Origin of the sequence: Streptomyces sp. NPDC048415 (assembly GCF_040651675.1) — a bacterium.
In the GTDB taxonomy this organism is placed as follows: domain Bacteria; phylum Actinomycetota; class Actinomycetes; order Streptomycetales; family Streptomycetaceae; genus Streptomyces.
Genome location: NZ_JBEZKJ010000055.1, coordinates 26713 through 49947, shown reverse-complemented (window position 1 = coordinate 49947; position 23235 = coordinate 26713). Strand labels below are relative to the sequence as shown.

The 23235-nt window shown below is 69.9% G+C and carries 22 protein-coding genes; 7 read left to right on the top strand and 15 right to left on the bottom strand.

Annotated features, from left to right (window positions below):
- Positions 1–133 precede the first annotated feature (133 nt).
- The 7 genes from AB0D27_RS29535 to AB0D27_RS29505 form a co-directional block, all read right to left on the bottom strand.
- Positions 134–421, bottom strand: coding sequence for a DUF1416 domain-containing protein (locus tag AB0D27_RS29535; protein ID WP_054232391.1), 288 nt, complete (start codon positions 419–421; stop codon positions 134–136).
- A gap of 29 nt (positions 422–450) precedes the next feature.
- A complete protein-coding gene (locus AB0D27_RS29530; protein ID WP_362514977.1) occupies positions 451–1290 on the bottom strand; it encodes a sulfurtransferase in 840 nt (279 codons plus the stop codon).
- 144 nt (positions 1291–1434) lie between these two features.
- A complete protein-coding gene (locus AB0D27_RS29525; RefSeq protein WP_350310325.1) occupies positions 1435–1515 on the bottom strand; it encodes a putative leader peptide in 81 nt (26 codons plus the stop codon).
- A 211-nt stretch (positions 1516–1726) separates the two neighbouring features.
- A complete protein-coding gene (locus AB0D27_RS29520) occupies positions 1727–2470 on the bottom strand; it encodes a DUF2993 domain-containing protein (protein WP_362514975.1) in 744 nt (247 codons plus the stop codon).
- A 148-nt stretch (positions 2471–2618) separates the two neighbouring features.
- A complete protein-coding gene (locus AB0D27_RS29515; protein ID WP_362514973.1) occupies positions 2619–3740 on the bottom strand; it encodes a hypothetical protein in 1122 nt (373 codons plus the stop codon).
- Positions 3741–3748: 8 nt separating this feature from the next.
- Positions 3749–4003, bottom strand: coding sequence for a MoaD/ThiS family protein (locus AB0D27_RS29510; protein WP_362514971.1), 255 nt, complete (start codon positions 4001–4003; stop codon positions 3749–3751).
- Positions 4004–4105: 102 nt separating this feature from the next.
- Positions 4106–4957: an alpha/beta fold hydrolase gene (locus AB0D27_RS29505; protein WP_362514970.1), complete on the bottom strand. Its 852-nt coding sequence runs from the start codon at positions 4955–4957 to the stop codon at positions 4106–4108.
- A 252-nt stretch (positions 4958–5209) separates the two neighbouring features.
- On the opposite strand from AB0D27_RS29505, the gene AB0D27_RS29500 reads away from it, so the two are divergent.
- Both AB0D27_RS29500 and AB0D27_RS29495 read left to right on the top strand, forming a co-directional pair.
- Positions 5210–6028 (top strand): response regulator transcription factor, encoded by an 819-nt coding sequence (locus AB0D27_RS29500; RefSeq protein WP_362514968.1) that lies wholly within the window; start codon positions 5210–5212, stop codon positions 6026–6028.
- A gap of 23 nt (positions 6029–6051) precedes the next feature.
- Complete coding sequence (locus AB0D27_RS29495; RefSeq protein ID WP_362514966.1) at positions 6052–7074, top strand: LacI family DNA-binding transcriptional regulator; 1023 nt, start codon at positions 6052–6054, stop codon at positions 7072–7074.
- Positions 7075–7101: 27 nt separating this feature from the next.
- Here AB0D27_RS29495 and AB0D27_RS29490 read toward each other — a convergent pair whose 3' ends face one another.
- The gene (locus AB0D27_RS29490) at positions 7102–8862 is read right to left on the bottom strand and encodes a trypsin-like serine protease (protein ID WP_362514964.1); all 1761 of its coding nucleotides are present in this window, start codon (positions 8860–8862) and stop codon (positions 7102–7104) included.
- Positions 8863–9265: 403 nt separating this feature from the next.
- On the opposite strand from AB0D27_RS29490, the gene AB0D27_RS29485 reads away from it, so the two are divergent.
- From AB0D27_RS29485 to AB0D27_RS29465, 5 genes are all read left to right on the top strand, one after another.
- Positions 9266–10495, top strand: coding sequence for a trypsin-like peptidase domain-containing protein (locus tag AB0D27_RS29485; protein WP_362514963.1), 1230 nt, complete (start codon positions 9266–9268; stop codon positions 10493–10495).
- Positions 10496–10510: 15 nt separating this feature from the next.
- A complete protein-coding gene (locus AB0D27_RS29480) occupies positions 10511–10723 on the top strand; it encodes a hypothetical protein (RefSeq protein ID WP_362514961.1) in 213 nt (70 codons plus the stop codon).
- 219 nt (positions 10724–10942) lie between these two features.
- Complete coding sequence (locus AB0D27_RS29475; RefSeq protein WP_362514960.1) at positions 10943–11674, top strand: response regulator transcription factor; 732 nt, start codon at positions 10943–10945, stop codon at positions 11672–11674.
- Complete coding sequence (locus tag AB0D27_RS29470; protein WP_362514958.1) at positions 11671–13128, top strand: HAMP domain-containing sensor histidine kinase; 1458 nt, start codon at positions 11671–11673, stop codon at positions 13126–13128. Before AB0D27_RS29475 ends, AB0D27_RS29470 begins: the two co-directional genes overlap by 4 nt.
- Before the next feature lie 276 nt (positions 13129–13404).
- Positions 13405–15468, top strand: coding sequence for a pectinesterase family protein (locus AB0D27_RS29465; RefSeq protein WP_362514957.1), 2064 nt, complete (start codon positions 13405–13407; stop codon positions 15466–15468).
- Positions 15469–15574: 106 nt separating this feature from the next.
- Here AB0D27_RS29465 and AB0D27_RS29460 read toward each other — a convergent pair whose 3' ends face one another.
- The 7 genes from AB0D27_RS29460 to AB0D27_RS29430 form a co-directional block, all read right to left on the bottom strand.
- Positions 15575–16651, bottom strand: coding sequence for a hypothetical protein (locus AB0D27_RS29460; RefSeq protein WP_362514956.1), 1077 nt, complete (start codon positions 16649–16651; stop codon positions 15575–15577).
- Between the two features lie 8 nt (positions 16652–16659).
- Positions 16660–17877 carry an ABC transporter permease gene (locus AB0D27_RS29455; protein WP_362514954.1) on the bottom strand — a complete coding sequence of 406 codons (1218 nt, stop codon included), beginning with the start codon at positions 17875–17877 and terminating at the stop codon, positions 16660–16662.
- Positions 17874–18668: an ABC transporter ATP-binding protein gene (locus AB0D27_RS29450; RefSeq protein WP_362514997.1), complete on the bottom strand. Its 795-nt coding sequence runs from the start codon at positions 18666–18668 to the stop codon at positions 17874–17876. Before AB0D27_RS29450 ends, AB0D27_RS29455 begins: the two co-directional genes overlap by 4 nt.
- Positions 18669–18679: 11 nt before the next feature.
- A complete protein-coding gene (locus tag AB0D27_RS29445) occupies positions 18680–20260 on the bottom strand; it encodes a hypothetical protein (RefSeq protein ID WP_362514952.1) in 1581 nt (526 codons plus the stop codon).
- Positions 20261–20485: 225 nt separating this feature from the next.
- Positions 20486–20983 (bottom strand): hypothetical protein, encoded by a 498-nt coding sequence (locus AB0D27_RS29440; protein WP_362514951.1) that lies wholly within the window; start codon positions 20981–20983, stop codon positions 20486–20488.
- Between the two features lie 197 nt (positions 20984–21180).
- Positions 21181–22932 (bottom strand): ABC transporter ATP-binding protein, encoded by a 1752-nt coding sequence (locus tag AB0D27_RS29435; RefSeq protein WP_362514950.1) that lies wholly within the window; start codon positions 22930–22932, stop codon positions 21181–21183.
- Positions 22933–23024: 92 nt separating this feature from the next.
- Positions 23025–23159, bottom strand: coding sequence for a hypothetical protein (locus AB0D27_RS29430; protein WP_362514948.1), 135 nt, complete (start codon positions 23157–23159; stop codon positions 23025–23027).
- Positions 23160–23235 lie beyond the last annotated feature (76 nt).

Below are 23235 nucleotides of genomic sequence, written 5' to 3'. Positions count from 1 at the left end.
GCGACGACGGCGCCGCACCCACACAGACCCCCCGCCGAAGGCCGCAGCATGGGGCATGCCGAAGGGCCGCACCCCGATCCGGTAAGCGTCCAACCCCCGGGGGTGCGGCCCTTCGGCCGCTCTGCAGGTGCCGTCAGACGGCGATGGCGACCTCTGCGAGGCCACCCGTCTGGGCGACGACCGTGCGGTCCGCGGTGCCGCCGGGGACCAGGGCCCGTACGGTCCAGGTGCCCTCGGCCGCGTAGAAGCGGAACTGGCCCGTGGCGGAGGTGGGAACCTCCGCGGTGAACTCGCCGGTCGAGTCCAGCAGACGGACGTAGCCCGTCACCGGCTCGCCGTCGCGGGTCACCTGCCCCTGGATCGTGGTCTCACCGGGCTTGATCGTCGAGGCGTCCGGGCCGCCGGCCTTCGCTCCACACATATTCGTTTCCGTCCTTCAGGCCTTGAGGGTTACTTGTTGGCGCCGAGCTCGATCGGGACGCCGACGAGGGAGCCGTACTCGGTCCAGGAGCCGTCGTAGTTCTTGACGTTCTCCACGCCGAGCAGCTCGTGCAGCACGAACCAGGTGAGCGCGGAACGCTCACCGATACGGCAGTACGCGATGGTGTCCCTGGCGAGGTCGACCTGCTCCTCGGCGTAGAGCTCCTTGAGCTCGTCGTCCGACTTGAAGGTGCCGTCGTCGTTGGCGTTCTTCGACCACGGGATGTTGCGGGCGGACGGGACGTGGCCCGGACGCTGCGACTGCTCCTGCGGCAGGTGCGCCGGGGCGAGCAGCTTGCCGCTGAACTCGTCGGGCGAGCGCACGTCGACCAGGTTCTGCGAGCCGATCGCGGCGACGACGTCGTCACGGAAGGCGCGGATGGCCGTGTTCTGGGGCTTGGCCTTGTAGTCGGTCGCGGCACGCTCGGGCACCTCGACGACCAGGTCGCGGGAGTCCAGCTCCCACTTCTTGCGGCCGCCGTCGAGCAGCTTCACGTTCTCGTGGCCGTACAGCTTGAAGTACCAGTAGGCGTACGAGGCGAACCAGTTGTTGTTGCCGCCGTAGAGCACGACCAGCGTGTCATTGGCGATGCCCTTCGACGAGAGGAGCTTCTCGAAGCCCTCCTGGTCGATGAAGTCACGACGGACCGGGTCCTGGAGGTCCTTGGTCCAGTCGATCCGGATGGCGTTCTTGATGTGGTTCTTCTCGTACGCGGACGTGTCCTCGTCGACCTCGACGACGGCCACGTTCGGGTCGTCCAGGTGGGCCTGGACCCAGTCGGCGTCTACCAGGACGTCGCTGCGGCTCATGCTCGTTCTCCTCCGGGGCAGTTGCGGCGGGGTGGTGCGTTGGAGAGGGGTGCGCGGTCACGCCGATTACGGCTGCTCTGCGCAAGGGTGGCCCCGACGAGAGAGGTCGAAGGGCCCGGCTCGCGGAAGTACGAACGCTTCCGCTCAGAAAGTGCGACAGAGCATGGCGGCGACGCGGCACAGGTCTACTGCCCGCCGCTTCGTAAGATCCGCCTGTCGCTTCATGGTGTCGATCGTAGGGACGGACAGGCGGGCATGTCACCGGCGTGTCGAATCCTGAGACGCGATCGTCCGTGATGTGAGATGGGGTGGCCGTCGAGGCCGAGGACACCCGCTCGCCGGGCGGCTGTATCGGTCATCACACCGTCAGCCCATCTGCTGGACGGACGGGGACGTCTCGCCTTTCGGACAACCGTTCCCCTACCAAAGAGCCGTCCTACCCGACCAGCTTGACGTTCGAACCCCGCACCGAGATGTCGACGCCCTCCTTGGCCGCCTCGACCTTGTCGAGCTGGATGCCGCCGGGCAGTTTGTCGATCTTCTGCTGGAAGTCGGTGATCGCGCGGATGCGCCCCTCGGCGAGCTCGACGCCCAGCTTGGGCAGGGAGTCGGCGTGCACCTTCACCGTGTCGCCGGAGACGCTGACGGAGCTGAGTACGGAGACCGGCTGGGGCACCTTGGTGCCGAGGACGGTCGCCGTGACCGTCACCTTGATCTTGCCGTTGCCGCCGTCGGAGAGCCCGATGACCCGGGCGGTGACACCGGGGGCGACCTGCGCGGGCTCCGACTTCGCGGCCTTCAGCAGCTCGGCGTACGCGATGGTCGCGGTGCCGGTGGCGCTGTTGGCGGTGGCGGAGCTGTAGTCGCCGTTGAAGACGACGCCGTGCATCTCGGCGTTGAGGTCGTCGATGCGGATCGTGCTGGTCGCCGCGTTCGTGCCGCCCGTCGACGCCTCGTAGTCCTTGATGCCGATCTTCACGTCGTCGAGTTCGCCGCCGGCGACCTGGGTGAGGAAGGGAAAGCCCTTGATGGACACGTCGGGGGTGCTGGCCAGCCCTTCGGTGCTCTTGATCCGGTCCGCCGCCTTGTTCTCCGCGAATCCGACCGCCACCCGGTCCGCGATCACGAACAAACCGCCCAGGATGACGACGACGATCAGGATTATTCGCAGTGCGCGCATGCTCGGTGTTTCCCCCGCCTCGGCCGGCCCGGTGTCAACGGCCGAGTGGCCGTTGAGCGCGAGCGTAACCCTCCGGGGTGGTTTGCGGCGGAGTTGTCGATCACCTGTGACAGGGCACCCCGCGCGGGTGCGGGCAGGCCAAGAATGCTCAGCCCAGCGCCCGGCCCAGCAGATAGATCGCCGGGGCCGCCGCCGCCAGCGGCAGGGCGACGCCCGCGGTCAAGTGCACGAAACGGGACGGGTAGTCGTAACTGGCGACCCGATGGCCGATGAGGGCGCACGCCCCCGCGGCGAGGCCGAGGAAGGCGCCCTGGGAACCCAGGTCCGTCATCCCGCCCACCGCGATTCCGGCGCCCGCGGCGGCCAGCAGCGCCACCACGACGGAGGCCCCCGTAGGCAGCGGCAGCGCACGGGCGAGGATCGCCACGGCGACCGCGGCCGCGCCCGCCGTGACGGCGTCCGGTTCCGCCGCGAGGTGCCCGGCCGCGACGATCGACAGCGCCGCCGAGGCGACGGTCGCCATCAGGCCGTACATCCGGGTGTCGGGGTCGGCGTGGCTGCGCAGTTGCAGGACGAGCGTGAGCAGCACCCACACGCCGAGGGTGCCGAGGATCGCGGCGGGCCCGTTCTCCCGGCCCGCCACGAGCAGCGCGACATCCGCGGTCAGCGCACCGGCGAACGCCAGCGCGATGCCCTGCCGGGCCGGCCACATCCCGTTCAGCCGGAACCATCCCGCCGCGGTGACGGCCTGCAGCAGTACGAGGGGTACGACGAGGGCGTACTCCCCTATCGCCGCCGCACCGGACAGCAGCAGCCCGAGCAGCGCCGTGAGCGCGGCGGGCTGCATCCCCGGCTCGATGATCGGCGACCGCCCCTCGGCCCGGGCCCGCTGGGCGTCGGTGACACGGGGGTTGCCGGTGACGGTGGGGGGCCCGTAGCCGGACGCGGCCTCATCGACGCCGCTACCGCCACCGCTTTGGGCCATGCCGGCATCACCGGGTGCCGTATAGGCGGAGGGTTCGTACGCGGGCGTCGGCGCCTCCGGAGGCAGGGGCTGGCCATAGGCGCCGTGGGCGGACGGCTCGCCGTACCCCTGCGGAGGCAGATAGGCCGTCTCCGCCGCCGAGACGGGCAGCTGCGCCTGCGTCTCCCAGGTCTGCCCCTCCCACTGCTGGGTGTACTGCGGCTGCCACTCGGCCTGCGGCTGCGGGTGGGCCTGTTGGTAGGGGTCGTATCCCTCGTACGCACCCTCATACGGCTGCTCGCTCATCGTCTCGCTCACCCTCCTGCGAACGGCGGGAGCACCTCGACCGTGCCGCCCTCGGCCAGCCGTACCGTCTCATGCTCGCGGGTGCCCACGGGGTCACCGTCGATGAGGAAGGAGCATCGCCGCAGGACGCGGACGAGTTCGCCGGGGTGTCGCTCGCGGGCCCCGTCGAGCGCCTCGGCGAGCGTGCCGGCGTCGTACGGCTCCTCGGCGATGCCTGCCGCGGCCTTGGCGGCGGCCCAGTAACGCACCGTGCCCTTTGCCATCTCGTTCCTCAATCAGTGGTTTCCGCAACCAGTGGTTTCCGTGAAAACCGTCGGTTTCCGTGAACATCGTCGGTTTCTGTGAAGCCGTCGAACACAGTCAGGCTAGCCCGCGTGCGCGGCGGCCCAGTCCCCGATACGGCCCAGCAGCTCGTCGTCCGCCGCGTTCTCGGCGTGCCCCATGCCGTGCTCGAGCCAGAGTTCGGCGTGGTCGCCGGAGGCGGCGGCGAGCATACGCGGGTGGTCGACGGGGAAGTAGCCGTCCCGGTCGCCGTGGACGATCAGGAGCGGGGTGGGCGCGATGAGCGGGACCGACTCGACGGGCGAGGCGGGCACCGGGTCCCAGTCACGGTGGTGGATGCGCGTACGCAGCCCGTAGCGGCCCACCGCCCGCCCCACCGGCCGCGTTACCAGCCAGTGCAGGCGTCGCATAGGGGCAGTGCCCCGGTAGTACCAACGGGCCGGTGCGCTCACCGAAACCACCACGTCCGTATGCGCGTCCGTGCGCCCCTCGTGCTCCTGTCCGGCCACGGAGTGCAGCGCCGCGTGCCGCAGGACCACGGACCCGCCCATCGAGAAGCCGACGGTCGCGATCCGGGTGTGCCCGAGTTCCCGCGCCCAGGCCACCGCGGCAGCCAGGTCGTGAACCTCGCGGTCGCCGACCGTGGAGCGCCCGCCGGATCTGCCGTGACCACGGAAGGAGAAGGTGACGACGGCCGCGTTCCGTCCCAGGACACCGGCCGCGCGGCGCACGTGCGGACGGTCCAGATCGCCCGTGAACCCGTGCGCCACGATGAACGCGAGGTCACTGGAAGGCCCCGTTCCGGGGTCGTACGCCGCATCGATCGTCACCCCGTCGTCCGTGCGCAGAAACCTCCGCAAAGAGGTGCGCGACGTTGTCTCAAGGTGTGGACTATTGAAAGATCGCGTCACTTGACCTGCCGGACCTGAGCTCATGTGGGCTATTCTGCTGGGCAGAGGACTCGGGCAGCGTAGCCCCCGGGTCCTTTTGTGCTTTCGGAACCGTTGTATACGAAGCGGGAAACCGCAGGTGTACGGGGCCTTGGAATGCACAGCGGATCCCAGGGCGCGGGAGCCGCACGTACAAAGCAGTGCCGTAAACGTCCTCGCAGGGACCGAGGAGGAACCAGACGTTATGGGCGAGCGAACCGTGCACGAACGTATGACGACCCAGGCAGGTGGGGCGCGATGAGTTCTCTGCTGCTCCTTACCAATGCCCTTCAGCCGTCGACGGAGGTGCTTCCCGCCCTCGGCCTGCTCCTGCACAACGTGCGAGTGGCTCCGGCGGAAGGCCCCGCTCTCGTCGACACCCCAGGTGCCGACGTCATCCTGATCGACGGCCGCCGTGATCTCCCGCAGGTGCGCAGTCTGTGCCAGCTGCTGCGCTCCACGGGCCCCGGCTGTCCCCTCATCCTCGTCGTCACCGAGGGCGGTCTCGCGGCCGTCACCGCCGACTGGGGAATCGACGACGTCCTGCTGGACACCGCGGGGCCGGCCGAGGTCGAGGCCCGTCTGCGGCTCGCCATGGGCCGCCAGCAGATCGTCAACGACGACTCCCCGATGGAGATCCGCAACGGCGATCTCTCCGTGGACGAGGCGACGTACAGCGCGAAGCTCAAGGGCCGGGTCCTCGACCTGACCTTCAAGGAGTTCGAGCTGCTGAAGTACCTGGCGCAGCACCCGGGCCGGGTCTTCACCCGCGCCCAGCTGCTCCAGGAGGTCTGGGGCTACGACTACTTCGGTGGCACACGGACGGTCGACGTGCACGTACGACGGCTGCGCGCGAAGCTCGGAGTCGAGCACGAGTCGCTGATCGGAACCGTGCGGAACGTCGGTTATCGATTCGTTACTCCGGAGAAGGTGGACCGCGCGGCGGACGAGGCCAAGGCCAAGGCGGCCCAGCCAAAGCCGGATGATGCGGACGAGACGGCGCACCTGGATGCCGTCGGCGCGGCGGAGGCCACAGCCGAGGAGCAGCAAGCCGCCGTACGCCCTGCCCAGAGGTAGGTCCATCCGCGTAGACTCCGCGCGTGGCCAAGGTGACTAGGGATGATGTGGCGCGGCTGGCGGGTACTTCCACCGCCGTCGTCAGCTATGTCATCAACAACGGACCCCGGCCGGTCGCCCCGGCCACGCGCGAGCGCGTTCTCGCCGCGATCAAGGAGCTGGGGTACCGGCCCGACCGGGTCGCCCAGGCCATGGCATCGCGGCGGACCGAGCTCATAGGCCTGATCGTGCCGGACGCACGCCAGCCCTTCTTCGGGGAGATGGCGCACGCGGTCGAACAGGCCGCCGCCGAGCGCGGAAAGATGGTCCTCGTCGGCAACTCCGACTATGTCGCGGAGCGCGAGGTGCACTATCTGCGCGCCTTCCTCGGCATGCGGGTCTCCGGTCTGATCCTCGTCAGCCACGCGCTGAACGACCACGCGGCCGCCGAGATCGACGCGTGGGACGCCCGGGTGGTGCTGCTGCACGAGCGCCCCGAAGCGATCGACGACGTCGCTGTCGTCACGGACGACATCGGCGGCGCCCAGCTCGCCACGCGTCACCTGCTTGAACACGGGTACGAGTACGTGGCCTGTCTCGGCGGTACGGCGGAGACCCCCGCCGTCGGCGACCCCGTCTCCGACCACGTCGAGGGCTGGCGGCGCGCCATGCAGGAGGCCGGCCTCCCCACGGAGGGGCGCCTCTTCGAGGCCCCGTACAACCGGTACGACGCGTATCAGGTCGCCCTGGGGCTGCTGGCCGGGCCGGACCGGCCACCGGCGATCTTCTGCTCCACGGACGACCAGGCGATCGGCCTGCTGCGGGCCGCCCGCGAGCTGCGCATCGACGTGCCGGGTGAGCTTGCGGTGGCCGGCTTCGACGACGTCAAGGAAGCCGCGCTGACCGACCCGCCGATGACAACGATTGCCTCCGACCGCTCGGCGATGGCTCGCGCGGCCGTCGACCTCGTCCTGGACGACGGGTTGCGGGTCGCGGGTTCGCGCCGTGAGCGGCTGAAGCTGTTCCCGTCGCGGCTGGTCGTACGCCGGTCCTGCGGCTGCGAGTAGCGGGCAGGACCGGCGCACTCGGGGTTTCTAGAACAGCAGGTTGTACTGGTTGAAGCCGCCGCCCAGGCCGATCCGGGAGCCGAAGAGGCTGCTGGACGCCTTGTTGGTGCCCGGGTAGAGCCAGAGATTGCCGACGGAGTCGCGGGTGATGACGTCGGCGATGCCGTCGTTCGTCACGTCGCCGTTGGACACGTACGAGGTGAAGTTCCAGCCCGTACGTGCCTGGATCCGCGTCGACCACGGGGCGTGCTCGGACTGCGTGCCCTTGTAGAGGTACAGGACGCCGGAGCTGTTGCGGACCAGCAGGTCGGCGCGGCCGTCGCCGGTCAGGTCGCCGTGGCCGAAGATCTTCACGTTCTTCCAGGCCTTGTCGACGACCTTGACGCGGGCGTAGAACTGGCCGTTGCCCTTGCCCGGGTAGAGGTAGACCGAGCCGTCGACGTCCACCGCGACGAGGTCGGGGCGGGCGTCACCGGTGAGGTCACCTGGGATGGCGTACGACGTGTAGCCGCCCCAGACGGAGCTCACCTGCATCCACTCGAACTCGCCGGAGCTGTGGTTGAGGTAGTCGCGGTACAGCTTGCCGTCGCCCTTGTCGCGGACGATCAGGTCCTGTGAGAAGTCCCGGTCCAGGTCGGCCTGCAGGCCCCAGCTGATGCCCTGCCAGCCGGTGCCCTGGAAGGCGCGCTGCGCGAGCGAGGTGCCCTTGCTGTCCTGCTCGAACAGCCCGCCGGACGGCGTACGGGCCAGCAGGTCGGCCTTGCCGTCGAAGGACAGGTCGGTGTCGTCGATGCGCGGCTGGGCCGCCCAGGTGTACGAGTCGACCTTGGTGAAGACCGGGTAGGCGCCCTTGGCCGTGCAGCCCGCGACGCCCCACGAGACGATGCCGATGACCTTGCCGCCGGTGATCACCGGGCCACCGGAGTCGCCGTTGCAGGGGCTCTTGGTGCCCTCGTCGGCGCCGGTGGCGGGGGTGCCCGCGCAGAACATCGAGCCCTCGATGAAGTCGTCCTCACCGAGGACCGTCCGCATCGCGGAGTTGCAGGTCTCGTCCGACTGCACCGCGAGGTCGACCTTGCGCAGCTTCGCCGACAGATCGGCGCCGTCCGCGCCGGAGGTCAGCCCCCAGCCGTAGACGGTGGCGTTGTTGCCCGGGGTGTACCAGGGCGTGTCGTTGGCGGCCGCGAGGCGCATCCACTGCTGGTTCAGCGGGCGGTCCAGGGTGAGCACCGCGATGTCGTTCTGGACGGTGGTGGAGTTGTAGTGCGGGTGGTTCCACTGGCGCCAGACGCCCGCGACGGTGCCGTTGGTGTCGTCGTAGAGGCCGGTGGCGCCGGCCAGTACCGCGCCGTTCTTCACCCAGTCGAGGCCCGCGACGCAGTGCGCCGCCGTGAGGACCTTGTTCGGGGCGACGAGGGTGCCGCCGCAGAAGTAGCCCGTGCCGGCGGCGTCGTCGTAGTAGGCGAGCTGGACCATCCACGGGGCGACGGAGATCGTCGTCTCGCTGCCGCCGATGATGAATGGGGTCTTCTTGGGGGTCGTCTCCGGGGTCGCCTGGTCCTTGGCGGCCTCGACGACCCGGCTGCGCAGCTCCTTGTCGGAGGTGGTCGGGGCCGGGGCCCGGTCGGCGGGCTGGGCGACGCTCGCGTCGGGCAGTCCTGCCGGGTTGCCGGCCGCGGTCGCGGGCTGCGCCGCCAGGGCGCCGGCGCAGGTCAGCGCCAGCGCGAGAGCGGCCGTGGGCAACGCCGTGACGGGGCGTCTCCAACGGTCGCGCAGAGCACGTATCACTCGGGGCTCCTGAGGTGGTGGGTGCGTGTGATGTCGTAAAGAGCCCGAGAAGGGCGTACGACGCACCCGCCTGATCGATCGCAACCGCATGAGCTGCATGAGCTGCATGGATCGCATCGATTGCATCGATTGCAGTGACTGCATCGACTGCATCGACTGCATCGATTCAGGCGTAACCGCGGAGCCCCCCTCCGGCGCGGCGATCGTAGGCCTCACGCGCCCCTTCACACACGGGCTACACAGCGGGCAGACAAGTGTTCGTCCGTGGCGTTCCCTGACATCACCCCACCGCAACCCGCTGTTTCCTGGGCCCCGGCGCCTTTATATCGGGCATACGAGCTTCTGTCGGGCTTCTCAGCGGGGACTCAGGGACCTCTCATGATCGGGGGCCAGTCTTTATTCCATGACCGAGAGCTTCCGCCGCAGCGGCGAGTACCCCCAGGGCGACAACCAGCAGGCTGCCTACCCCCTGCCGGGGGCCCCTGAGCAGCAGCACGCCTCCTCTCCCGTGAACCCCGAGTGGCCTCCCCCGCCGGCGTACGAGCCGGTCGCGCCGGTCGCCGTCGAGCCGGGCACCACCGTGTGGCCGGGCTCCGGTCAGGGTGGCGGCGGTGGCGAGGGCCACGGTGGCGGCGGCTTCGGGGGCCACGGTGGCGGTGGCTTCGCGGGCTATTCCGAGCCGGGGGCCGCGAGCACCGCGGTGCTGACGGCCGAGCCGGTTCCGGCGGTCCACGCCAAGAAGAAGCGCGCCAAGGGCCCGCTCGCCCTGCTCGCGGCCGTCGCGATAGTCGCCGCGGCCATCGGAGGCGGCACCGCGTACGGCATTCAGGAGCTGACCGGAAACGACACCGTCGCCTCCAGCAGCACCAGCGCCAGCGTGGTGCCCACCAGCCAGAAGGGCACGGTCGCCGGGGTCGCCAAGGCGGTCAGCCCGAGCATCGTCGAGATCAGCGCGACCTCGAACGCGGGCTCGTCCACCGGTGCGGGCGTGATCATCACGACCGGCGGCGAGATCATCACCAACAACCACGTCATCTCGGGCGCCTCGTCGATCAAGGTGCAGCTGAGCAACGGCAAGTCGTACACGGCGAAGGTCGTCGGCACGGACAGCAAGAAGGACCTCGCGCTGATTAAGCTGGAGAACGCGCCTTCCGGACTGAAGACCGCGACGCTCGGCAACTCCGACGGCGTGCAGGTCGGCGACCAGGTCGTCGCGATCGGCTCCCCCGAGGGCCTGACCGGCACCGTCACCAGCGGCATCGTCTCCGCCCTGCACCGTGACGTGACCGTCTCCACCGACGAGAGCCAGGGCCAGCAGCAACAGCAGGGCGGCGGAAGCGGCCAGTGGCCGTTCGAGTTCGGCGGCCGGCAGTTCAACGGCGACACCGGTTCCTCGACGACGACGTACAAGGCGCTGCAGACCGACGCCTCGCTCAATCCCGGCAACTCCGGAGGAGCGCTGATCGACATGAACGGCAACATCGTCGGCATCAACTCCGCGATGTACTCGGCCGCTTCGGACTCCTCGTCCTCCTCGTCGAGCGCGGGCAGCGTCGGCCTCGGCTTCGCCATCCCGATCAACACCGTCAAGTCCGACCTGGCCTCTCTGCGGGCCGGCGGCTCCGACAGCTAACACCTGGAGGTTGACATGATCACGCGCGTCTCCCACATCGTCGCCGACCGCGACCCGGCCGGTTTCACCCTGGCCCTTGAAGTGGCCTACAAGCTGCACCCCCCGGCGGCACGGGTGCCAGAGGTGGCGGTCCCGGAGCTGATGGGCCTGCGGACGTCCGCGGCGCACCCCCACCGCCGCAAGGTCCCGCTGCGCCGGCTCACCGCGCTGAGCACGCTGCCGGGCTGAGCCGCTCCGTCTCCGCCTGAGCCGCTCGTTCCTGTCTGAGCCGCTTCCCTCTGTCTAAGCCGCTTAGTCCCCGACTGATCCTTTCCGTCCCTGCCTGAGCCGCTCCATCCCTGTCTGAGCCGCTCCGTCCCCGGCTGATCCTTTCCGTCCCCGTCCTCAAACATGCGAGGCTGAGGGACGTCAGCCGCACCGTCCCACCGCACCCGAGGAACCCCGCCCATGAGCCCCGCCGAAGGCGACCGTGAACCCCTGCGCATCCTGATCGTCGACGACGAGCCGGCCGTGCGCGAAGCACTCCAGCGCAGCCTCGCCTTCGAGGGGTACGGCACGCAGGTCGCGGTCGACGGCGCGGACGCCCTGGAGAAGGCGACGGCCTACCAGCCCGACCTGGTCGTCCTGGACATCCAGATGCCCCGCATGGACGGCCTGACGGCGGCCCGCCGCATGCGCGGAGCGGGCACGACCACTCCGATTCTGATGCTCACCGCCCGCGACACCGTGGGCGACCGCGTCACCGGCCTCGACGCCGGCGCCGACGACTATCTCGTCAAGCCCTTCGAACTCGACGAACTCTTCGCCCGCGTCCGGGCGTTGCTCCGCCGCAGCTCCTACGCCGCCGCCGCGGTGGGCGTCCCCGAGAACGACGCGCTCACCTTCGGCGACCTGCGCATGGACCTCGCGACACGCGAGGTCACGCGGGCGGGCCGCCCCGTCGAACTGACCCGCACCGAATTCACCCTCCTGGAGATGTTCCTGGCCCACCCGCGCCAGGTCCTCACCCGCGAACAGATCCTGAAGGCGGTCTGGGGCTTCGACTTCGAGCCGTCGTCGAATTCGCTGGACGTGTACGTCATGTACTTGCGCCGCAAGACCGAGGCGGGCGGCGAGCCGCGCCTGGTGCACACGGTGCGGGGTGTGGGGTATGTACTGCGGTCGGGTGGCGCGGAGTGAGCAAGGTGCTACGCCGGTTCCGGTCACTGCCGATCCGCTCGCGCTTGGCGCTGCTGGTGGCGGCGGCGGTGGCGTTCGGGGTGGCGGCGGTTTCGGTGACGTGTTGGTTCATCGTGCGGGAGAAGTTGTACGACGAGATCAACAGCAATCTCCGGGCGCAGAAGGGAGCCGTGGAGTACGGACTGATCCAGCGGGCCATCAGCAACTGTGGTCAGGATCCGAAGCACAGCAGCGACGGCCCTCGACGGTCCGAGTACTACTCCCAGGTGGTCCAGGTAGACGGCACTGTCTGCGCCTTCGACGGCTCCGCGGGCACGGTGAAAGTCACCGACAGCGACAAGGCCGTGGCCAAGGATCCGAACTTGCACCTGACCAAGCTCCGGACCGGCACCGACAGCGAGGGCAATGCCGTGCAGGTGCTCACCATGCCGCTCGTCGGTGATATCCCGGGCGTCGGACCGACCCTGCTCCCGAACGTCGCCTTCCTCGTCGCCGTACCCCTCGCGGGCACCGAAGCCACCCTGAACGACCTGGCCCTCGTCCTGCTCCTCGTCTCCGGCATCGGAGTGGTCGGCGCCGGAGCCGCGGGCCTGGCGGTGGCCCGCGCGGGCCTCCGCCCCGTCGACAAGCTCACCGAGGCCGTAGAGCACGTGGCGCGCACGGAGGACCTCGCCATCCGCATCCCGGTGGAGGAGGACAGCGAGGACGAGATCGCCCGCCTCTCCCGCTCCTTCAACTCGATGACCGCGTCCCTGGCCAGCTCCCGCGACCTCCAGCAACAGCTCATCGCCGATGCGGGCCACGAACTCCGCACCCCCCTCACCTCTCTCCGTACCAACATCGAACTCCTCACCCGAAGCGAGGAGACGGGCCGCCCGATCCCCCCGGCGGACCGCAAGGCACTCCTCACCTCCGTCACCGCCCAGATGACCGAACTGGCCGCCCTGATCGGCGACTTGCAGACGCTGTCGCGGTCGGACGCCGGAACGCCGGCGGACCGTGCGCAGGTGGTCGCGTTGCAGGACACCGTCGAGGCGGCCCTGCGCCGCGCACGCCTGCGCGGACCGGAGCTGACGATCACGGCGGATGTGCAGCCCTGGTTCGTACGGGCGGAACCGTCGGCGTTGGAGCGGGCCATCGTGAACATCCTCGACAACGCGGTGAAGTTCAGCCCCGAGGGCGGAGTCATCGATGTCGCCCTCAAGGACGGCGAACTGACCGTCCGGGACCACGGCCCCGGCATCCCCTCCGACGAACTCCCCCACGTCTTCGACCGCTTCTGGCGCTCCCCGAGCGCCCGCGCCCTGCCGGGCTCGGGCCTGGGCCTGTCGATAGTGGCGCGGACGGTGCAGCAGGCGGGCGGCGAGGTGTCGTTGCGCCCGGCGGAGGGCGGCGGAACGGTGGCGACGGTACGACTGCCGGGCGCGCCGACGCCTCCGCCCGAGGTGCCGTAACCGCAGACGCCGGCAGGCGTGATCGCGGCCCCCGGCTTCATCCGTGACGCGCAGGCCGGTTCAGTGCCCCAGGACCACGTCGTGGGGCACTCGCGGAGCCGACGCAGCCGTGCCGCTGACGTCACCGTCAGTCGCAGCGCGCACGACCACCCCGTAAGGGGCGCCCTTCCACGCCGCGACCACTCCTCGTTTTCCGCTCGACACGGCAACCATTCGCGCACCGGCGGCGACCAGTCAACGACCCTGCCCTCCACAGACGTTGAACGGACCCAACCCGTGAGTGAGATCCGCAAAGCACGCCACCGCAGACGCAGGACCGCCCTGTACGTCGGTGTCCCGCTGGCCCTGACCGCCGCAGCGACCATGGCCTACGGCACGGTCTTCGGCGTCTTCGGTGAGGACGCGCAGCCCAAGGCCTCTGCGGCGAGCGCCGCCCCCGCGTGGGCCACCGCCACCGCCGACGGGTTCGCGTCCGTCGACGCGCTCGGGCAGAACGGGACGTACGGCGGCCGGGACGGCAAGACCGTCACCGTGAAGACGCTCGCCGACCTGGAGAAGTACGCGACGGCGGCCGACCCGTACGTCATCGTCGTCGCCGCGACCATCGACATGGAGCCGGTCGGCAAGGAGATCAAGGTCCAGTCGAACAAGACCGTCATCGGGTCCGGGACCGCCGGGCAGATCGTCGGCGGCGGCTTCTTCCTCGGCCAGGGTGTGCACAACGTGATCATCCGGAACCTGACGATCCGGGACGCGTACCAAGGCGTCTGGAACGACAAGGAGCACGACTACGACGGCATCCAGATGGACGGCGCCCACCATGTGTGGATCGACCACAACGACATCCGGCACATGGCCGACGGGCTCATCGACAGCCGCAAGGACACGACCTACCTGACGGTGTCGTACAACAAGCTCAGCAACGAGAACAAGGCGTTCGGCATCGGCTGGACCGCCAACACCACCGCCGACATCACGATCCACCACAACTGGATCCGCGAGACCGAGCAGCGCAACCCCTCCACCGACAACGTGGCCCACGCGCACCTCTACAACAACTACCTGGAGGACGACGCGGGCACCGCCATCACGTCCTCGTACGGCAACTACGCGCGCGGCAACACCAACATGCTTCTGGAGAACAGCTACTTCCAGGGCATGAACAACCCCGTCATCCGCGACAGCACGGCCACCCTCGTGCAGCGCGGCAACGTCTTCTCCGGCACCAGCGGCCGCAACGAGAGCGGCGGCAGCGGCACGGCGTTCGACCCGAAGACGTACTACAGCTACACGCTCGACAAGGCGACCGACGTGCCCGCCCTGGTCAAGTCCGGTGCGGGGCCCCGAACTTCCCTCGGTACCACGGTCACCACCACCTCCGCCGTCACGACGCTCACGGTCGCCAAGGACGGGACGGGCGCGTACAAGACCGTGCAGGCCGCCGTCGACGCCGTACCCGCGAACAACACCTCGCGCGTGGTCATCTCCGTGAAGCCGGGAACGTACCGCGAGACCGTCAAGGTCCCCTCCGACAAGCCGCACGTCACCATCCAGGGCACGGGCAGCAGCCGTAAGGACACGGTGATCGTCTACAACAACGCGGCCGGTACGAAGAGGGCCGACGGCACGACGTACGGCACCACCGGCAGCGCCACCGTGGCCGTGGAGGCGGACGACTTCCAGGCCCGTAACCTCACGATCTCCAACGACTTCGACGAGGCCGCGAACGCGAGCGTGCAGGGCCATCAGGCCGTGGCCCTGCGCACCGGCGCCGACAAGATCATGCTCGACGGTGTGATCGTCACCGGCGACCAGGACACCCTGGAGCTGGAGACCGCGGGCTCCGACAAGCTCGGCCGGGTCTACATCACCAACTCCTACATCACCGGCAACGTCGACTTCGTCTTCGGCCGCGCCACCGCCGTGATCAACAAGTCGGTCGTCACGCTGAAGAAGCGGGCGGACGGCTCGTCGGCCGGTTTCGTCACGGCCCCCAGCACCCCGGCGAACCGCAAGGGCTTCCTGATCACCCACTCCACGGTGACCGGTGACGTGTCGGCCGCGAGCTTCTGTCTGGGCCGCAACTGGCACGCGGGCGGCGACGCCTCCCTCGACCCGCAGACCACGGTCCGCGACTCCACCCTCAGCGCCGCGGTCAAGGCGGCCCCGTGGTCCGACATGGGCGGCTTCTCCTGGAAGGACGACCGCTTCGCCGAGTACAAGAACACCGGCGCCGGCGCGGGCACCGCGAGCAGTGACCGTCCGCAGCTGACGGACGCGCAGGCCGCCGGCCAGTCGGTCGCCGCCTGGCTGGGCGACTGGACGCCGACGGCCTCCTGAGAACCAGGGCCACCAGACGCCCGGGACGGCCGGGGGGCCGCCCCGGGACTCCGGGAGGCTGGGCGAGCCGGGACAACCGCTCCCCAGCCTCCCCGCCTACCTTCCGTCAGGAATCCAGCAGGGTTCCCGGCAGGTCGAACCGCTTGGTCCTGCCTGTCGTGAGGTCCACGCGGGTCACCGTCTTCTCGGCGTAGACGAGCCAGCCCGCCGAGGTGTGGGTGAGGTTCAGGGAGCCGGTGAGGCCCTTGACGCGGGCGCGGTGCAGTTCCTTGCCGGTGGTGGCGTCGAGCTCCACCAGCTCGGTGCCGCCGCCCGTGGCCACCGCCACGACGACCGACGAGTCCGTCGCCGCCACCGCGTCGACCCGGCCGCCGTGCACCGAGACGACCGTCGCGTCGCCGCCGCGCGTGAGGGCGACCTTGACGGCTCCCCCGGATGTGCCGGCGGATCCCGAGGCAGGCGAGCCGACGACGACCGGACGTCCGGCCGGGCAGGCCAGCTCCTGGACATCCAGGCCGCTCGGGACGCGTACGGCGGTGATCCTGCCGTCGGTCAGCCGCGCGACGGAGATCTTCGTGCCGGTACCCGAACCACTGCCCAGGCAGATCGTGTCCGAGGCCGGGTCGGAGGCCGCGAGGGTGAGCGTGCCGGGGACCTTCAGCTCACGCTTGGTGGCCCAGTCGGCCGGATCGCGGACCAGCACACTGGTCTCGGCGTCCCCCTTGTCCGACTTGGTGTCGGGCAGCCCCGCGACTTCGGCGACCAGCGTCCTGCCGGGCAGGATCCGGCGCAGCCGCTCATCGCCGGTCAGGCCGTCGAGGGTGTGGTCCTTGCGGTTGACCTCGTAGCGCCGGTCCGGCTTGCCGTTCTTGCGGGGCACGCTCAACAGCCAGCGGCCGTCAGCCAGTTGAACTATGTGCGGGCTGATCGACGCGTCGTCGTCGGCCTGTTGGGGCACGACGGCCAGGCTCTGCGCCCTGGACTTGTCCGGGTTGATCCCGACCACCGTCACCAGGCCGTCGACCTTGGCGAGCGCGAAGGTCGAGGAGCCCTTCCAGTCCGTGCCCAGATCCACCCCGCCCGGCCCGGAACAGGCCGTCGTCAGCGCGACCGTGGTGCCGAGGCCGGCCAGCAGGAGGCCCGCTCGCCGCGTGAGGTGCTTACGCGTCGTGGGGTACGCCATGGAGTGGTTCACCAGTCCTTCATCGCATCTGTGGGGGACATGCTCGCGGCCCTGCGCGCCGGGACCAGCGAACCCATCGCCACCACCAGCACCGTCAGGGCGAGGAGCAGAAGCAGGGTGCCCGCCGACGGCAGCAGCACCCAGCCCTTGACATACGGCGCCAGGTCCGCGCTGCCGCGCAGCAGGGCCGCGGCACCGCTGCCGAGCACCGCGCCGAGCACGGTGCCGATCAGCGCGGCCACGACTCCGACCAGCGCCATCTCCGTGACGAGCATCGTCAGCACCGACCTGGTACGGAATCCGACCGCCTTGAGGATGCCGATCTCCTGCGCCCGCTGCCGCGAGAGCGCGCCCGTCACGGTGACCGCGCCGACGAACGCCAGCACACCGAGCACACCGAGCAGCACCTGGCCGACCATCCTGATCATCTCCAGGACGCCGGGCAGCGCGTTGAGCTGCTGCTGAAGGGTGACCGCCGGATAGCCCAGCTTCTGCACGGCCTTCGTCACGTCCGGCACGTCCGCGGCGGTCTTCGCGACCACGGTCAGCTGGTCGTAGCCAACAGTGGAGAGGTAGCTCTTCTCCGGCTCACCGGACCGCTGCGCCGCCCACTTGACCACCGTGGAGTCAGCGGCGTACGCGGCATCCGGGTTGTCCAGCTGCCAGGTCGGGTCGTACACCCCGACAAGGCGGGCGTGGCCGCTGACTCCGGTCCCCTCGCCCTGCCGTACGAAGCGGGTGGTCTCGATCTCTATCTCGTGGCCCACCAGCTTGCTCAGGTCCACGCCCTGGGACGCGGCCGGGGCCACGATCTCGCCCGGGTGCAGTGGAAAGAGCTGCTTGCGTACGGACTTGGTGACCGGCGGGGGCAGTGCGGGGCGGTAGGTCGTGGCGTACAGCAAGACGGTGTCGCCCGCCTTGGTCAGCACCCCGAACGACGCCTGCGCCCGGTGCTGCACCGACTCGACGTGCGGCAGCTTCGCCAGCCGGGCGGCGGTACGGTCCGTGAGCTGCGGGGTGTCGGGGCGGGAGTCGGGGCGGTCGACCGTGATGCTGCGGTTGGCGCTGCTCTCCTTGACGCCCGAGTCGGTGACGCCCTGGGCGCTGTTGGCGATGCCCAGTGCGCCGAGGCAGACGGCTGCGGCGACCGAGACCAGTGCCACGAGGCCGAGCAGGCGGCGGCGCAGGGCACGGACGTTGGCCAGCGCCAGGCTGAAGACGTTCATTCGGCGCTCTCCGTCTGCTGCTTCTTGGCCTCGGCCCGTCCGGTCTCGGCCCTGGCCCGCTTACCCGCGGACTTTTCCGCCGCGACCGGCGTGGCCTCTGTGACTTCTGTGGCTTCTGTGGTCTCTGTGACCGGCGTGAACGTGCCCTGCTCCAGGCGGTGCACCACATCCGCGAACTCCGACACCGCCGGATTGTGCGTGACCAGGAGCACGGCCCGGCCCTCGTCGGCCAGTTCCCGGAACAGTCCGAGCAGCACGTCCTCGCTCTGCGAGTCGAGGTTTCCGGTGGGCTCGTCAGCCAGTACCGCGGGCGGGTCGTTGATCAGCGCCCGTGCCAGAGCCACCCGTTGCTGCTCGCCGCCGGACAGTTCGCCGGGCAGATGGTCGGCGCGCTCGGCGAGCCCGACCCGCTCCAGCAACGTACGGGCGCGTGCCTCGCCCTCGGCGCGGCGGCCGACGAACGGCAGGACGACATTGCGCAACGCCGAGTGCTGCGGCAGCAGGTTGTACGACTGGAACACGAACCCGAGCCGGCCGCGGCGCAGATCCGCCAGCGCGCCGTCACCCAGCCCCGCGGTGTCCGTGCCCTCGACGAACACCCGGCCGCTGTCGGGCGGGGTCAGCAGTCCGAGGATGTGCAGGAGGGTGGTCTTCCCGGAGCCCGAGTGGCCGACCAGGGCCGTGACCTCGCCACCCCTCACGGCGAGGTCGACGCCACGCAGGACGTCGACCCTCCTTCCGCGCAGGGAGTAGGACTTGCCCACGCCCTCGGCGCGCAGCAGTGCGTTCACCGAACTCTCGCTCACTTTCCGTTCTTCGGGGCCGGCAGCCAGCCCATGGCGCCGTGCAGTTGACGGTCCAGCGTCCACACCGCCCAGGTGGTCTTCAGGTCGCAGGCGGAGTCCCCGCCGCCGACCTGGTACAGGCCGGGCAGTCCGGGACAGCCGCCGTACGGCGTGATGCCGCGCCCGAGGGCTTCGCGCAGCGACGCGTCCAGTGCGCCACCGAGCAACGAGTACGCCCGTACGACCAAGGCATAGGTGTAGACGGAGGTGAACCGGTCCGGGTTCTGCGCCCAGGGTTTCAGGGCATCGGCGGTGATCCAGGACGGGATATTGTCACGCCGCCCGCCGTCGGCGAGCCCGACGGCGACCGTGGCCGCCGCGACGACCCGCTCCGGGGTGTCCGGGCTCCAGGTGGCGATCTTGGGGACGGCGACCGAAGCCCCGGCGTCGGCGCAGTTGAGAGTGGTCCGTTGCCACTGCGTGGCGTTCCGCTCGGTCACGGTGGTGGGCAGTACCCGCGGGTCGGCGCACAGCTGCCGCGTCCGCTCGCCGGTGCCGCCGCCCGCGGTGACCTTGCGCAGAGCGGCCCGGCTCAGCCGCTCGGCGCCTTCCTGACTGACGTCGTCGGACTTCTCCTCCCGCTCGAGGGCCGCCAGCAGGCCGGGATCCTTGCGCGACCATCCGGCCAGCGCCCGTAGGCGTTGCACGAAGAGAGAGGCGTCCGGGTCGCCGATGTAGGCGTCGGGGTCGCGCACGGTCCCGTCGTCGAGCCGGTCGCCGTCGAGCCGCTTCAGCACCGGCGCGAACACGCTCTTGGGCGAACCGGCCGCCTTCAAGACGTGGACCAGTTCGTAGAGCTGCTCGTACGGGAGCGTCGCCGCGCCGTCCCGGAGCACCGGCTCCCATACCTGGCGGCTCACGGCGGGCCGCTTCCTCGCGGCCTGCTGGATCAGCGCATAGCTGTACGTGTCGTCGAGCCGGGTCGCCCGTGCGTCGGGCGCGAGGTCCGCGAAGTCGTCCGTACGCGGCGCGGCGATCCGGGTGAGGGTGCCGGGGACCGGCTCGTGCAGGAAGTGCAGCGAGCGGGCCAGGGCACTGCCCTCGTCGAGCGCCCGGACCTTCCTGGCCTGCGAGCGCAGCCAGGAGACGGTGGCGGCCCGGTCCGCCGCCGGGAGGTCGTCCACGCGCCCGAGTGCGTCGAGCACTTCGAGGGCCGCCCAGGTCGCGCCGAGTCGCGCCGCGTCACTGTCGTCGCCGAGGGCGGAGTCGACGTACCAGCCGCCCTTGGCCCGGAGCCTGTTCACGTCCGCCGCGTCACCCGCGCCCAGCGCCTTGCCGGCACCGGCCCGCCACAGCGGGATCATCCAGTCGCGGCCCCAGAGGGAGGAGGTCTCCAGCGCTCCGCCGCGCAGGGACTCGACCCGCGCCGAAGCCACGCTCGTCTTCGGATCACGGCCGAGTTCGGAAAGCGTCCGCAGCGCGAAGGACTGCGCCTGGGGACCGGCCGGCTGCTGCCGCAGGAACGGGTGGTAGTAGTAGCCGTTCTGCTTACTGACCAGGAGGTCGAACTGCCGGGCAGCGGCGGATTCACGCCGCACGGGTTCGCCGGAACTGGACAGGGATGTACATGAAGTGACGAGGGCGGCGCACATGACCGCCCCGGCCAACCGGGACGCCAGCTTTCCGCAGCGCGTCACCGAACCGAATCTCACCGAACGCCCCCGTGCGTCGTCCTACACGTTCACCGCGCTGTGTGCGCGGCACCGCAGCGAAAAGTGTCACACCGCCGGGCCCGACGGTGTGACACCCTTACCGGAAGATGATCAGGCAGCGCCCGCGTAGGCGCACTTCTCGCTGATCTTGATCGCGCTGGTCACCTGGGCCGAACCACAGCTCTTGGTCGAGACGTACGTGGTGGTGCCGCCCGGGCGCATCTGACCATAGGTGTCGGAGATGTTGGCATTGGTGTTCTTCCAGCGCACCTCGCCCAGGGACCGGCTCTTCATCGTGAGCGTGGCCTCGGGGTTCTTCGAGATGGTGATGGAGACGCTGATGCCGTGGGCCGCCAGTTCCGTGCGGTTCTGGATCCACTTCGCCTTGCGCGGGTTCGTCCCCGACATCTTCGTGGACGCTTTCCAGTCACATGCGCTCACGTAGAAGCCGCAGTGCCAGGCATTGATACTGACCTTGTTGCCGCCCGGGATGCCCACCGAAGTGGAGGCCGAGGTGGCGTGGGCCGGCGCGGCCGTCAGCACGAGGGCACCGGCCGCGAACGCGGTGGCAGCCCCGGACATCAGGCGCATACGTATGGCCTTGTTCATTTCGATTGTCTCCCCGTGAGATACCGACAGCGGTTTCTGGGTCAAGGAACCGCGAACGCATCGGATCCGAATCCCAAGATCCACTTTGCGTTCCCCATAGAAACATGGGATCCCTCTCACGGCACAATCCAGCCACCTCATACCGGAGATGGCCTATGTCACACCGGGGAATGGGAACCCGGGTCTGTGAAATACCGTCAGGGGCCCCCAACGGGGACTCTGTTGCCCGGAAAAGTCAGCTGCGCGTACACCCCGTCCCGCGCCGACAACTCCCCATGCGTACCGACCTCCACCAGGCGCCCCCCGTCCACGACGAGGATCCGGTCCGCGTCGGGCGCCAGGCTCAGGTCGTGGGTGATCATGATGGTCGTACGGCCTGCCATCAGGCGGCGCAGGGGCTCGACCACCCGGTGTGCGGCGAGGGCGTCGAGGCCGGCGGTCGGTTCGTCGAGCACGAGGACGGGTGCGGCGCGGAGCATGGCACGGGCGATGGCCACGCGCTGGAGCTGGCCACCGGAGAGCGCCGCGGTGCCGGGGGCGATCGGGGTCTCGTACCCCCGCGGCAGCGCGCGGATGAACTCGTGCGCGTCCGCGTCCCGCGCGGCCCGCTCGATGTCGGCCAGGGAGGCCCCCGGCCGTCCGCACTCGATGTTCTCGCGGATCGTGCCGTGCAGGATGAGGGTCTCCTGGGGCAGCAGCGCGACGTTCTCGCGCAGGAACTCCAGGGGTACGTCGGTCAGCGGCACGCCGTCCAGGCAGATGACGCCCGCCGTGGGGTCGTAGAAGCGGGTCAGGAGTTTCGACAGCGTCGACTTTCCGGCGCCGCTCGGACCGGTGATCAGGACGAGTTCACCGGGTCCGCCGGTGAAGGTCACATCGTGCAGGCAGTCGCGCTCGGCGCCCGGGTAGCGGAAGGAGGCGCCGTGGAAGCTGACCCAGCCGCGCACGGGCCATTCCCGCACCGGATCGGCGGGATCGGTGACCGCCGGCTCCGCGTCCAGGATCTCCTGCAGCCGCTCGGCGCCGGCGGTGGCGGCGGTGAGGGTGAGCCCGAGCTGACCGAGGTTGCGGATCGGCGGATACAGGTACCCCAGGAAGGCGGCGAAGGCGAGCAACTGCCCCAAGGACATGCGCCCTTGGGAGATCTCCCAGGCACCGAGCCCGATCACGGCGAGCACGCACACCGTCTCGACGACCTCGACGAACTGCTCGTACATCTCGCTCGCCCGCGCGCCGCGCACGGACGCCCGCATCCAGGCGCGCGCCTCGCGGTCGAGCCGCTTCTCCTCGGCGCGACGCCGGTTGTACGCCTGCGTCAGCACCACATTGCCGAGCGACTCCTCGATGACGGAGGTGATCGCGCCGTCGGCGGCGCGCTCCTCCTGGGAGGCGGTCTTGATGCGCCCGGAGAAAAGGCGGGCGGCGACGAGGAAGAGGGGAGCGAGGACGAAGGTGACGAGGGCGAGGTCCCAGCGCAGCCAGAGGGCGGCGGCCGAGTAGAAGACCGCCGAGAAGAGGGCGGAGACGGTCCCGACGACCCCCGAGACGACCATCTGCTCGATGGCCTCGATGTCACCGGTGAGGCGTTCGACCAGGTCACCCTGGCGGTGCTGCTGGAAGAAGTGCGGGGGCAGCCCCTGGACATGACGGAAGACACCCGCGCGAAGCCGCAGCACGAATCTTTCGGCGGTCCACACGGCGAGCGAGTTGCCGAGGTAGCCGACGAGCGCGCCGAGCACGGCGACGCCGAGCCAGGCCCCGGCCGGCCCCCAGAACGCGGACAGCGAGCCCGCCTTGAGGGCGTGGTCGGTGAGCTGCGCGAAGAGCAGGATCGAGGCGGTCTCGGCGAGCGCGGCCACGACTACGCAGCCGATGATCAGCACCAGCCACTTACGGTCTCCGCGCGTCAACGGCCAGAAGCGCGCGAACGCCTCTCTCACTTCCCGCATGTCATATCCCCTTACCCGTCCCGAACATGGCCGAGGCGGGACCACCGGAATTCACTTCCGGGGCCCCGCCTCGCAGCGACTGCCGTTGGCTGCTAGCGGCCCTGACGGCTCACCGGGCGCGGCTTCGGAGCGGCGGCCTTCTTGGCGGCGGGCTTCGGAGCGGGCTTGGCGTGCTTGGGGGCGGGCTTGTGCTGCTTCTTGACCGGGGCGATCTTGTGGAAGCTCATGGGGGTTCTCCTTCTCTCAGCGGGTGAATTCCCTTTGCCGGTTCGCGCTGTTCGCTTTCGACATGGAAAACACTAC

What these genes read in the sequence shown, in the direction of transcription:
- AB0D27_RS29535 (WP_054232391.1), bottom strand. Translation starts at nt 421, where the DNA reads ATGTGTGGAGCGAAGGCCGGCGGCCCGGACGCCTCGACGATCAAGCCC.
- AB0D27_RS29530 (WP_362514977.1), bottom strand. Translation starts at nt 1,290, where the DNA reads ATGAGCCGCAGCGACGTCCTGGTAGACGCCGACTGGGTCCAGGCCCAC.
- AB0D27_RS29525 (WP_350310325.1), bottom strand. Translation starts at nt 1,515, where the DNA reads ATGAAGCGACAGGCGGATCTTACGAAGCGGCGGGCAGTAGACCTGTGC.
- AB0D27_RS29520 (WP_362514975.1), bottom strand. Translation starts at nt 2,470, where the DNA reads ATGCGCGCACTGCGAATAATCCTGATCGTCGTCGTCATCCTGGGCGGT.
- AB0D27_RS29515 (WP_362514973.1), bottom strand. Translation starts at nt 3,740, where the DNA reads ATGAGCGAGCAGCCGTATGAGGGTGCGTACGAGGGATACGACCCCTAC.
- AB0D27_RS29510 (WP_362514971.1), bottom strand. Translation starts at nt 4,003, where the DNA reads ATGGCAAAGGGCACGGTGCGTTACTGGGCCGCCGCCAAGGCCGCGGCA.
- AB0D27_RS29505 (WP_362514970.1), bottom strand. Translation starts at nt 4,957, where the DNA reads ATGAGCTCAGGTCCGGCAGGTCAAGTGACGCGATCTTTCAATAGTCCA.
- AB0D27_RS29500 (WP_362514968.1), top strand. Translation starts at nt 5,210, where the DNA reads ATGAGTTCTCTGCTGCTCCTTACCAATGCCCTTCAGCCGTCGACGGAG.
- AB0D27_RS29485 (WP_362514963.1), top strand. Translation starts at nt 9,266, where the DNA reads ATGACCGAGAGCTTCCGCCGCAGCGGCGAGTACCCCCAGGGCGACAAC.
- AB0D27_RS29480 (WP_362514961.1), top strand. Translation starts at nt 10,511, where the DNA reads ATGATCACGCGCGTCTCCCACATCGTCGCCGACCGCGACCCGGCCGGT.
- AB0D27_RS29475 (WP_362514960.1), top strand. Translation starts at nt 10,943, where the DNA reads ATGAGCCCCGCCGAAGGCGACCGTGAACCCCTGCGCATCCTGATCGTC.
- AB0D27_RS29460 (WP_362514956.1), bottom strand. Translation starts at nt 16,651, where the DNA reads ATGGCGTACCCCACGACGCGTAAGCACCTCACGCGGCGAGCGGGCCTC.
- AB0D27_RS29455 (WP_362514954.1), bottom strand. Translation starts at nt 17,877, where the DNA reads ATGAACGTCTTCAGCCTGGCGCTGGCCAACGTCCGTGCCCTGCGCCGC.
- AB0D27_RS29440 (WP_362514951.1), bottom strand. Translation starts at nt 20,983, where the DNA reads ATGAACAAGGCCATACGTATGCGCCTGATGTCCGGGGCTGCCACCGCG.
- AB0D27_RS29435 (WP_362514950.1), bottom strand. Translation starts at nt 22,932, where the DNA reads ATGCGGGAAGTGAGAGAGGCGTTCGCGCGCTTCTGGCCGTTGACGCGC.
- AB0D27_RS29430 (WP_362514948.1), bottom strand. Translation starts at nt 23,159, where the DNA reads ATGAGCTTCCACAAGATCGCCCCGGTCAAGAAGCAGCACAAGCCCGCC.